Raw genomic sequence first — 11,863 nt, forward strand, 5'->3', positions numbered from 1 at the left:
ATTTATGAAAGCATATCCAATAAAATTCAATCCCATTTTAAAAGAAAAAATTTGGGGAGGCAACAAACTCGGTACAATTCTAGGAAAACAAACTTCTCGAGATAATATTGGTGAAAGCTGGGAAATATCTGATGTTAACGGAAACATTTCAACAGTAAACAATGGTGTTTATAAAGGCTCAAATTTAAAAGAATTAATTGCTACTTATAAAACTGAACTTTTAGGTGTAGAAAATTTCGCTAATTTTGGCTGTAATTTTCCATTATTAATAAAGTTTTTAGATGCTAAAACAGACTTGTCTGTTCAAGTTCATCCAGACGATGTTATGGCAAAAAAGCATCACAATAGTTTTGGTAAAACTGAAATGTGGTACATTATGGATAGCGATGCTAATGCAGATATAGTTTTGGGCTTAAAAGATAAATATACTAATCCAGAACTACTAAACCACATAACAGCTAAAAATGTAAATACTATTTTTAACAGAGAGCAAGTAAAAAAAGGCGATAGTTATTTTATTCCAGCAGGAAAAATACACGCTATTGGAGCAGGAGTTTTAGCAGCAGAAATTCAACAAACTAGCGATATAACATATCGTGTATACGATTGGGATAGAACAGATGATGCTGGAAAAAAAAGAGAATTACATACTAAATTAGCCGAGCAAGCTACAAAACATTTTAAATCTAATGGTAAAGCTAATTATAGTTTAAAAGAAAATACAAGCAGCAATCTTGTAAGTTGCGATTTCTTTACTACCAATATTTTAGATGTTACTAAAAAACAAATTAAAGATTATTCACAATTAGATTCATTTGTAATTTTTATGTGTGTTGAAGGAGAAACAACCATTACAGTTGAAAATAATACAGAAACCATGAGAATGGGAGAAACAGTTTTAGTGCCAGCAAATGCAGGTAAAGTTATTTTTAAAGCGCAAAATGCTAAAATATTAGAAGTATTTATTAGCAGTAAAATAAAGCATGTTTTACAACAAGCATCTTAAAACAATCTTTTAATAATAAAACGCAAACCAATTACTATATTTGTGCGCATTAAAACAATTTTTTATGAGCGTGCTACAAATGTTACAAGACCGAAGTAATACTACTTGCGAGTTGTGTACATCTACTACAAACCTAAGCCAATATATTATTCCGCCATCGCTAAACGAAAGTGTAGACACCTGTGTGTTAGTGTGTTCAAATTGTCGTGATCAAATAGAAGAAAATATAGAAATGGATCCAAATCACTGGCGTTGTTTAAACGATAGTATGTGGAGCGAGCATATAGCAGTACAAATTATGGCTTGGCGTATGTTACAAAGACTGCGTGCAGAAGGTTGGCCAAAAGATTTGTTAGACATGATGTATCTTGATGATGATGCATTGGCTTTAGCCAGAGCAACAGGAGAAGATAAAGACGAAAGCGAAAAAATTATACATAGAGATGTAAATGGCGTTATATTAAATAACGGTGACGCAGTTGTTTTAATAAAAGATTTAAAAGTAAAAGGCTCTAGCATGGTTGCAAAACAAGGAACTGCTGTTAGAAACATTAGACTTGATCGTGACAATGCAAATTACATAGAGGGAAAAGTAGAAAAACAACAAATAGTTATTATTACAGAATACGTTAAAAAACTATAATAGCTTTTTTTGCCCGTTGTAAAAAGCATCAGCTTGTAATTGCATGAGTTCTCTTGCTTTTTTACGTTTATACTCATATAATTCGTCTTCTTCACTAATAGCGCTATAAACTTTGTTGTTTATTTCAAAATCTGCTTTTAAAGCCAGTTTCCTTTCATAGACTTTTTGCTCTACTAAACTTTTTATTGCTGTTTCTTGGTCTTCTAATTTAAAGTCATATTCACCTTTTGGAGCAAGCAATTTTGCAAATATAGGAGACGTTTCAATGGCTAAAAACAATAAGAAAATAAAAAACGAAGGTAACCATGGTAGTGTGTTTAAGGCAGAGACTCGAGCCATTAAGCCATCAAAACCATCAATAATTGGTTGTGTGGTTTCAATTTGTGAATTATAATCTGTTTCAAGCTTTGCTATAGCAGTTTCTAGTGCTGTAATTTTTTCATTATTAGTTTCTTTTAATTGCTGTAATTCGGTAAGTGCAGCATCATGTTTTTCTCGTTTTTCTTTGTAAACAGGTCCTTTTCCCAAAAGGTTTGTGCCGGCAGTGCCTTCGGCTTCATTTATATAAATATCGTAAAGTGCATTTACTTGAGTTTCTTTTGTGATAATCTCGTTTTGTAAAGCAGCTATCTCTTGTTTTAAAGCTTGGGTTTTAGGGTTAAATTGAAGTGCTATTTGGTCTTTATTAGCCAGTGTTAAATCATTTTTTTGTTCTAGTAAAACTTGATTAATTTCTTTTTCAAAAATCTTCAGTTCTAAAGGTTTAGAAATAACAACAGCAATAATTACTGCTAAAAGTAATCTTGGTGAGGCTTGTATTATTTCATCTATAATATTGTCTCTTTTTTTTATTGTAGACACAATAAAACGATCAAGATTAAAAATTAGTAAACCCCAAACAAGTCCAAAACCAATAGCGGCGTATAAATTATCGAACACAGTATAGAGTGCATAGCTGGAAGCTATAAATGCCATTAATGCTGTAAAAAACACGGTAGCACCAATACCTGCATATTTATTTTGTTCGCCTATGGCACTATCTTTAAGAATATCTGTATCTGCGCCAGAGCAGATAATGAAGAATTGTTTTAGCATGATCTAGTGATTAATTTTTTTTGATTTGATTGATGATTAGATTATTAGAACGCTAAAAGTTGCATTTTGTTACAAAATTTAACAATAAAAAAAGCCTCTTACACAAGAGACTTTTTTTGTAAAACGTTTATTTCTATTTTTTTTAATTTTCTGTTTTAACCAATTTTCCATTTACTGTTTTAATGCCTTTTTTAGATAAATGTACGGTAGATTTACCATTATTATTATGCATTGAAACGTTTAGCTTTGGGTTGTCTGTTATAAGTTCTATAGCTTTGGCTTCAGTAATTTTTTCACCCTCATAAAAAAATGCTCCACCATTGGCTTCCATGCCTTTAAATTGTTGAGCTAATGGTCGTGATTGTCTGGCTTCTCGTGCAGCTAATAATTGTTGTCTTTTTGTAGTAGCTTTTTGCCTTAAAGCTTTGCGTTTTTCAAGCATAGCATTTTTTCTTTCTTCTGTTAGTGCTCTTCTTTTTGCAATAGCTTTATCTCTATTTTTTTGGCTTTCGCTTATTCTTTTACCATTTACAATTGTTATTGGTTTTGTAGATAAATGTACCGTTGAAACGCCATTGTTTGTTTGAGTTGATATGTTAATTTTATTATTATCCTTAATAAGTTCTAAAGCTTTTTCTTTTGTAACTGCGTCACCATTATAGAAAAAACTGGCGTCCTTTGAAGCCATATTTTTAATATGCTTTTCTGGTGAAATTGGTTTAGGTGGCTTTGGTGGTTTTGGAACACTAAAATTTTCATCGTCTTTCCAAGTTTTTTTAAATTCGGCAACAATGTTTCCTTTTTGGTATACTTTAGTTATTTTTTGTCCAGGTATTACTTTACTTCCATCTACTTGAGATTTAGATAATACTTTACCAGTACTATCTACTATATATCCATTACGGTTATAATATTTAATATCTCCATTAATATTTACCTTAAATAAAGTGGTGCCATTAACATTTACAAAAGCAGTATTTCTTTCAAGTTCTCTACCTATTGGAGGCGCTGGTGGTGCTGGTGGTGGCGGTAACGTTGAAACTTCTCCTTTTTTTTCTTTTGGTGGTGCTGGTGGAGCAGGTGGAGGAGGAAAGTTAGGAAAAGGCTCTGCATTCTTTTTTTGAGCATCACTCATTAAATTATATAATTCTTTAATACGATTAAAGTCTTTTAATTTAACTATGGTATTTACTTTTAATTTAGCGTTATAATATTTAGCTAACTTGTTGTATTCTGCAACTTGTTCTGGAGTTGCTTCTTTTTGAGATTTATTTGCAGAATAGTTTGCATTATTATTAGAAACATTATCTAATGCAAATGGAGTGTTGTTTTTTGAGCGTATAATCTCTTGGTTGTAAGCTACAATGCGATGGTAACCATAATCTTGAACGGCATTAAAGATAAACCAAACTTCTTTATCTGAAATATCTTTTGGACTATTAACATGAATGTTTATAATCTTATCTCTTATTTCTTTTGTAATGTCTTGGTGTAATTGATTAATTACATTTTTAAAAGTATTTTTAGTCGCTTTAATACCATCAATTTCATAATTGCCTTGGCTTAATACTTTTACTGTAATACTTCTTGCGGTATAATTTATTTTATAATCGCCTAATTTTTGTAATTCTGTTTTTACATCTTTTAAAGGTTTGTTTTGTTGGTTTTCTATTTCTTTAGGAAAAACCATAGCAGGAACAACTTCTTTTTCTACTTGTTCTCTTCCGCTAAAGCTAAATAGTAATCCAGCTAAAAGCGGAAGTAGTAAAAAACTTCTAAGCCATACAGCTTTTTTTGAGGTTTGTGTTTTCATAATTGTAAATCGTTTTTTGATTAATGAATAATTGATGGCATGTGCCAATGGAATTTCGTTTGCAGTAGATGAGAATTGAAGCAGTGTTTCTTGGTAAGTTGATGAGTCTATACCTTGCTTTAAAACGGCTTCGTCTGCCAGAAATTCATGATTGAGTTTTATGTCTTTTTTTAATAAATAGAGTAGTGGGTTAAACCAAAATACAACTTGTAATAATTCTATAAATAAAATATCTAAAGTGTGTTTTTGTTTGGCATGTGTTTGTTCGTGTAATAATACTTCCTGCGGAATTGCTTTTGCTTCAAACCTTGTTTTGTTTAAAAAAATGTAACTAAAAAAGGTGTGTGGTACTATAAAATCTTGTACTAAAACTGAAATGTAATTACCGGATTTTTGCTTTTCGTTTCTTTTAATTTTTGATACAATACCAAATAGATTTATACAAAATTTGGTTAAAAATAGTAAAACTCCTAAGCCATAAATACTCCATAAAATTATTGGTAAATAGTTTGTTGGTTCTACTGGTAAGTTTTCTTCTTCTGGTAATAAGTTAATTGGCACAGAGTGGTCTGCTTCAAAATAAGGAACATTAAATTGCGGTTCTATATACTCTATAAAAGGTATAAAAGGTATTATTATAGAAATTAATACTGCGCCTAATAAGTAGAAGCGTTTAAAGGTGTGTATGTTTAAACGCTCTAAAAATAATTTATAGAATGCTAATAAAATAGCCAAACATGCTGTCGATTTTAATATTAGTATTTCCATGCTTATTTATTTTTAATTTCGGTATCGATTATAGCTCGTAATTCTTGTAATTCTTGTTTGGACAAATTGGTTTCTTTTGTAAAAAAGGAAGCAAACTGCGAACTGCTATCGTTAAAAAAGTTTTTTATTAATCCGTTTACATGTTTAGAGAAATAATCTTTTTTCTTTACTAATGGATAGTATTCTCTCGACTTACCAAATAGGTTATATGCTATAAAACCTTTGTCTGTCATGCGTTTTAAAAGTGTTGCCACTGTAGTGTTTGCAGGTTTAGGTTCTGGATAGGCTTCAAGCAAATCTTTCATAAATGCTTTTTCAAGTTTCCAGAGGTAATTCATTAAATCTTCTTCGGTTTTTGTAAGCTGCATGTTCTACATTTTAAATTGTTCTCTACAAACGTAGAACAAATATTTTAATTCTACAAATGTAGAGCAATAATTATTTTTATAAGTTATTGGTTTTAAGTGTTAAGGATGGAGGCTTTGTTGGAGCTCCTCGCAGAGAGCGACTGCCGAGAGCCTGACCAAGATGAAGCTTTTTTGCTCATCTTGGGAACACCATAAAAAAAAATCCGCTCTAATTAAAGAACGGATTTTTTAAATTTATTTAGATAGTTCTACAAAATGTTTGTAGAATCCTGGTATTGTTTCTATACCTTTTAGGTAGTTCCAAACACCAAAATGTTCGTTTGGTGAGTGTATGGCGTCGCTATCTAAGCCAAAGCCCATAAGTATGGTTTTGCTTTTTAGTTCTTCTTCAAATAAAGATACTATTGGTATGCTTCCGCCGCTACGTTGTGGTATTGGTGTTTTTCCAAAAGTATCTTCATAGGCTTTGCTTGCTGCTTGGTAGCCAATACTGTCTATTGGTGTAACATAACCTTGACCGCCGTGGTGTGGGTTTACTTTTACTTTTACACCTTTTGGTGCAATACTTTCAAAGTGCTTTTTAAATAAATTGGTTATGTTTTGCCAATCTTGATTTGGTACTAATCGCATAGAGATTTTAGCGTAAGCTTTGCTTGCAATTACTGTTTTTGCGCCTTCGCCAATATAGCCACCCCAAATACCATTGACATCTAAAGTTGGGCGGATAGAGTTACGCTCGTTTGTGGTGTAACCTTCTTCTCCATAAACAGCATCAATGTCTAAAGCTTTTTTATAATTTTCTAAAGAAAATGGAGCTTTTGCCATTTGTGCGCGTTCATCTTTAGATAGTTCTTCTACATTATCGTAAAAACCAGGAATTGTAATATGGTTATTTTCGTCGTGTAAAGAGGCAATCATTTTGGTTAAAACATTAATTGGGTTTGCTACTGCACCACCATATAAACCAGAATGTAAATCGCGATTTGGTCCTGTAACTTCTACTTCTACATAACTTAAACCACGAAGTCCTGTTGTAATAGATGGTGTGTCTTTGGCAATCATACCAGTGTCACTTATTAAAATAACATCGTTACTAAGTTTTTCTTGATTTTCTTTTACGTATTTAGATAGGTTTACACTACCTACTTCTTCTTCACCTTCTATCATGAATTTAACATTACATGGTAGTTGGTCTTGAGTTGTCATAAATTCCATTGCCTTTACATGCATATACATTTGGCCTTTGTCGTCGCAAGCACCACGTGCAAAAATTGCACCTTCTGGATGTAGTTCTGTTGGTTTTATAACAGGCTCAAATGGTGGAGAATCCCAAAGCTCAACAGGATCTGGTGGTTGCACATCGTAATGACCGTATACTAATACTGTTGGTAAATTTTTATCTATAATTTTTTCGGCATAAATAATAGGGTAGCCATCAGTTTCGCATAACTCTACTGTGTCGCAACCCGCTTTTTTTAAGCTAGACATTACAACTTCGGCAGTTTTAATGGTGTCTTTTTTATAAGCAGAGTCTGCGCTAATTGACGGGATTTTTAGTAAATCTATCAATTCGGATAGGAATCTATCTTTGTTATTTTCAATGTAAGATTGAATGTTTTGCATAGTATTTTATTGAATTTTAGTAAAAGTACAAAAAGAGATAAACATTTTCTTCAAAAGTTTTGTTTGAATATTGAAACTATTTGTATATTTGCACTCACTTTTGCGGGCGTGGTGGAATTGGTAGACACGCTAGACTTAGGATCTAGTGCCGCGAGGTGTGAGAGTTCGAGTCTCTCCGCCCGTACTAAACAAAAGTATAAACCTTTAACATTTAATTTGTTAGAGGTTTTTTTGTGTCTTGCTATTTATGATAAAATTAAAATTTAAGAGTAAAAAAGCTTTTAAATTTTAAAAGTGATTACTGGTCTTTTAGCATGGTTAACAAGGTCTTCACTTAAGCTTCCGTTTAAAAAATGCGCTATACCTTGGCGTCCATGTGTGCTAATTCCTATTAAATCGGCATCAATTATATGAGAAAAATTTAAAATACCTTTCTCTGCTGTTTCATCATTATAAATGTTTATAGTGTAATTTGTAAACGTGGTTCCTTTAATAAAATCTTGGATTTTTACTTTTGCAGACGCTGTTGTTTTAAAGTTAGAAACAGTATTTACCATAAGTAAATGTATTTTAGCATTAAACATTTCGGCTAGTTTTACAGCTTGCTTAAATGTTTCTTTGTTATCGTTTTCAAAATCTGATGCAAAAACAAACTCTTCAATATTAAAGTTTTCGTGTTCATTTTTAATAACCAATACAGGTATATCACTGGTTCTAACAAGCTTTTCTGCATTACTACCAATAAACATTTCTTTTAAACCGGTAGCGCCATGAGATCCCATAATAATTAAATCGATATCGTGCGCTTTGCTAACTTCTTTTATTCCAGTATTAATATCGTGAAAATCAACCATTTCTGTTACGGTGACATTTTGTAAAAAAGGTTGGTTCATGATGTCTTCAAACTGTTTGTGTGCTAACTTCATAAAATAAACTGCCTCAGGTAAATCTGCTGGAGCACTGCCAGCATTTAATTGTACTAAAGGTAAATCTAACATGTGTAAAAGAATGAGTTCACAACCATGTTTTTCGCCTAATTGGGCAGCAACTTTAATTGCATTTTCTGCTTCTTTTGAAAAGTCTGTGGGTACGAGAATTTTTTTCATTGCTAGTTAATTTTAAGAGTACTATAAATTTAACTAAAAAATTGGACTTTATAAAATTATGAAAATCAATAAAATTGTGTATATTTGCAGCGTTGTAAGAATACAATAAAATGTGAGCGGACGAAAAGTCCGCTCTTTTTATACTTGAAAATGTTTAGCACTACAGTAAAAAACCTCATTAACGAGGCGCTCGAAGAAAGAGCCGATTTATTTTTAATAGATTTAACCATTGGCGGCGATAATGCTATAAATGTAATTATTGATGGCGATAATGGTGTAACTGTAGAAGACTGTATATTAATTAGCCGTGCTGTAGAGCATAACTTAGATAGAGAAGAACAAGATTTTTCTATAGAAGTCGCTTCGGCTGGAGCAGCAGCTTCTTTAACACTACCTAGGCAATTTAAAAAAAATGTAGGTAGAACATTAGAAGTTAAAACACAAACAGAAACTTTTGAAGCTAATCTAGTAAGTACAGACGAAAATGGTATAAACCTCGAGTGGAAAGCAAGAGAGCCAAAGCCAGTAGGAAAAGGAAAAGTTACAGTGCAAAAACAAGCTAATATTGCTTACAACGATATTGTAGAAGCAAAAGTGAAGATAAAATTTTAATTCAATAGAGTTATGGAAAATTTAGCCTTAATAGATTCTTTCTCAGAATTTAAAGACGACAAGTTAATTGATCGTGTTACGTTAATGGCCATATTAGAAGATGTATTTAGAAGTGCATTAAAAAAGAAGTTTGGAGATGATGATAACTTTGATATTATCATTAACCCAGATAAAGGCGATTTAGAAATTTGGAGAAATAGAATTGTTGTGGCAGATGGTGAGGTTGAAGAGCCAAATCAAGAAATTTCTTTAACAGAAGCTCGAAAAATTGAGCCAGATTTTGAAGTTGGAGAAGATGTTTCAGAAGAAGTAAAACTTATAGATTTAGGTCGTCGTGCTATTTTAGCCCTACGCCAAAATCTTATTTCTAAAATTCATGAGCATGATAATACTAATATCTTTAAGCAGTTTAAAGAATTAGAAGGCGATTTATATACTGCCGAAGTGCACCATATTCGTCACAGAGCAGTTATTTTATTAGATGATGAAGGAAACGAAATCATCTTACCAAAAGACAAACAAATACCATCAGATTTTTTCCGTAAAGGTGATAATGTTAGAGGTATTATAGATAGCGTAGAATTAAAAGGAAACAAACCGGCAATTATAATGTCTAGAACGTCTCCTAAATTCTTAGAAAAATTATTTGAATCTGAAATTCCAGAAGTATTTGATGGCTTAATCACCATTAAAAATGTAGTGAGAATTCCAGGAGAAAAAGCAAAAGTAGCAGTAGATTCTTATGATGATAGAATTGATCCTGTTGGAGCTTGTGTAGGTATGAAAGGATCTCGTATTCACGGTATAGTTCGTGAGTTAGGAAACGAAAACATAGATGTAATTAATTACACAAACAACCTACAATTATACATAACAAGAGCTTTAAGTCCTGCGCGTGTAACATCAATTAAAATTGATGAAGAAAACAAAAGAGCAGAAGCAATATTAAAGCCAGAAGAAGTAAGTAAAGCAATTGGTCGTGGAGGTCATAACATACGCTTAGCGGGCCAATTAACAGGTTACGATATAGACGTATTTAGAGAAGGAGCAGAAGAAGATGTAGAATTAAGAGAATTCTCTGATGAAATCGAAGATTGGATTATTGCAGAATTTAGCAAAGCAGGATTAGATACTGCAAAAAGTATTCTTGAACAAGATGTTGAAGATTTAGTAAAAAGAACAGACCTAGAAGAGGAAACAATTCTAGATGTTATTAGAATTCTTAAAGAAGAATTCGAAGATTAATATATATTTGAAGTAAATTAAAAGAGTAAGGCAACATTTATGGCTGAAACTATTAGATTAAATAAAGTACTACGTGAGCTTAATATCTCTCTAGATCGTGCTGTAGAATTCTTGGATTCTAAAGGTGTCGAAATAGAGAAGCGCCCGACTACAAAAATTTCTGAAGCAACCTATAAGATTCTTTCAGATGAGTTTGAGACGGATGCTAGTAAGAAAATGAAATCACAAGCAGTAAGTGAAGCCAAGCTCAAAGAAAAAGAAGACTTGCGTCTTCAGCGTGAAAAAGAGATAGAAGAAAAGCAAAAAGCTGAAGAAGCTAAAGCTGCTGCAATAGCTAAAGAAAAAGAATTAGCTAGAGAAAAAGAGCTAGAAAAGGCAAAAGAAAAAGAAGCAGTTGTTAAAGCAACTAAAACTTTAGCTGGGCCAAAGCAAGTAGGTAAAATTGATTTAGAAGATAAAAGAAAGTCTTCAAAGCCAAAGCCAGTAAAAAAGGAAGAGGTAAAAAAATCACAACCAGCGACTTCTAAAAAAGAAGAGCCTAAAAAAGAAGATAAAAAACCACTGCAAACCAAAAAGCCAGAAGCTAAACCGGTTAAAAAAGAAGCTGATAAACCAGTAGAAAAAGCTAAGCCAGAAGCTAATGAGCCAGGAACTGTAGAGACCCAATATCAAAAACTATCAGGACCAAAAATTGCAGGAGAAAAAATTGATTTATCTCAATTTAATAAACCTAAAAAGAAAAAAGAAGACCCTAAAAAGTCAGACGATAACAATAAAAGAAAACGTCGTCGTATCTCTAAACCAGGAGATAATAAATCTAATTCTGGAGGAAACAATAGAGGAGGAAACGATAGACACCGTGGTAAAAAAGGTGGCGGACGTAGAAATATTGTAAAAGAAGAGCCTAGTGAAGAAGATGTAAAAAAACAAGTAAGAGAAACGCTTGAAAAATTACAAGGTAAATCTAACAAAGGAAAAGGCGCTAAATATAGAAGAGATAAAAGAGATCAACACAGAGAACAAACTGAAATTGATCAACAAATTGAAGCAGCAGAAAGTAAAATACTTAAAGTAACAGAGTTTGTTACAGCAAGTGAAGTTGCAACCATGATGGATGTTAGCGTAACGCAAATTATCTCAGCATGTATGTCTTTAGGTATGATGGTTACAATGAACCAGCGTTTAGATGCCGAAACACTTTCTATAGTTGCTGAAGAGTTTGGTTATAAAGTAGAGTTTGTTACTGCAGATATTGAAGAGTCAATAACAGAAGTTGAAGATAATCCAGAAGATTTAATTGAACGTGCTCCTATTGTTACAGTAATGGGTCACGTAGATCACGGTAAAACATCTTTACTAGATTATATACGTAAAGAAAATGTAATTGCAGGAGAATCTGGAGGTATAACACAGCATATTGGTGCTTATGGAGTACAATTAGATAACGGACAAAAAATTGCATTTTTAGATACACCAGGTCACGAAGCCTTTACAGCCATGCGTGCACGTGGTGCTCAAGTAACAGATATAGCAATTATTGTTGCAGCAGCAGATGATGATATCATGCCGCAAACAAAAGAAGCA

At 32.4% G+C, this 11,863-nt stretch carries 10 protein-coding genes and 1 tRNA gene; 6 read left to right on the forward strand and 5 right to left on the reverse strand.

Annotation, left to right across the window (positions count from 1 at the left end):
- Positions 1-4 precede the first annotated feature (4 nt).
- Together BM549_RS10640 and BM549_RS10645 are read left to right on the forward strand one after the other, a co-directional pair.
- Positions 5-1,006: a type I phosphomannose isomerase catalytic subunit gene (locus BM549_RS10640; protein ID WP_290470254.1), complete on the forward strand. Its 1,002-nt coding sequence runs from the start codon at positions 5-7 to the stop codon at positions 1,004-1,006.
- Positions 1,007-1,070: 64 nt separating this feature from the next.
- Positions 1,071-1,649 (forward strand): alkylphosphonate utilization protein, encoded by a 579-nt coding sequence (locus BM549_RS10645; RefSeq protein WP_290470255.1) that lies wholly within the window; start codon positions 1,071-1,073, stop codon positions 1,647-1,649.
- Here the strand turns inward: BM549_RS10645 and BM549_RS10650 are convergent.
- From BM549_RS10650 to BM549_RS10665, 4 genes are all read right to left on the reverse strand, one after another.
- Positions 1,644-2,744, reverse strand: coding sequence for a DUF4407 domain-containing protein (locus BM549_RS10650; protein ID WP_290470256.1), 1,101 nt, complete (start codon positions 2,742-2,744; stop codon positions 1,644-1,646). The two genes, BM549_RS10645 and BM549_RS10650, sit on opposite strands and share 6 nt — an antisense overlap.
- Before the next feature lie 142 nt (positions 2,745-2,886).
- Positions 2,887-5,325, reverse strand: a complete 2,439-nt coding sequence (locus tag BM549_RS10655; RefSeq protein ID WP_290470257.1) for a M56 family metallopeptidase — start codon at positions 5,323-5,325, stop codon at positions 2,887-2,889.
- A gap of 2 nt (positions 5,326-5,327) precedes the next feature.
- Positions 5,328-5,693, reverse strand: a complete 366-nt coding sequence (locus BM549_RS10660; RefSeq protein WP_013869983.1) for a BlaI/MecI/CopY family transcriptional regulator — start codon at positions 5,691-5,693, stop codon at positions 5,328-5,330.
- 234 nt (positions 5,694-5,927) lie between these two features.
- The gene (locus BM549_RS10665) at positions 5,928-7,316 is read right to left on the reverse strand and encodes a dipeptidase (RefSeq protein ID WP_290470258.1); all 1,389 of its coding nucleotides are present in this window, start codon (positions 7,314-7,316) and stop codon (positions 5,928-5,930) included.
- A gap of 102 nt (positions 7,317-7,418) precedes the next feature.
- On the opposite strand from BM549_RS10665, the gene BM549_RS10670 reads away from it, so the two are divergent.
- A tRNA-Leu gene (locus BM549_RS10670) sits at positions 7,419-7,500 on the forward strand.
- Between the two features lie 97 nt (positions 7,501-7,597).
- Here the strand turns inward: BM549_RS10670 and BM549_RS10675 are convergent.
- Complete coding sequence (locus BM549_RS10675; protein WP_290470259.1) at positions 7,598-8,422, reverse strand: universal stress protein; 825 nt, start codon at positions 8,420-8,422, stop codon at positions 7,598-7,600.
- 150 nt (positions 8,423-8,572) lie between these two features.
- Here BM549_RS10675 and rimP point away from each other — a divergent pair, with 150 nt between their 5' ends.
- The 3 genes from rimP to BM549_RS10690 form a co-directional block, all read left to right on the forward strand.
- Positions 8,573-9,034 carry a ribosome assembly cofactor RimP gene (gene rimP, locus BM549_RS10680; protein ID WP_290470260.1) on the forward strand — a complete coding sequence of 154 codons (462 nt, stop codon included), beginning with the start codon at positions 8,573-8,575 and terminating at the stop codon, positions 9,032-9,034.
- Between the two features lie 12 nt (positions 9,035-9,046).
- On the forward strand, positions 9,047-10,279 hold the full coding sequence (gene nusA / locus BM549_RS10685; RefSeq protein WP_290470261.1) for a transcription termination factor NusA: 1,233 nt from the start codon (positions 9,047-9,049) through the stop codon (positions 10,277-10,279).
- 39 nt (positions 10,280-10,318) lie between these two features.
- The coding region (locus tag BM549_RS10690; protein ID WP_290470262.1) for a translation initiation factor IF-2 N-terminal domain-containing protein at positions 10,319-11,863 on the forward strand (1,545 nt) is incomplete at its 3' end.

The organism is Lacinutrix sp. MedPE-SW (assembly GCF_001874145.1).
In the GTDB taxonomy this organism is placed as follows: domain Bacteria; phylum Bacteroidota; class Bacteroidia; order Flavobacteriales; family Flavobacteriaceae; genus Lacinutrix.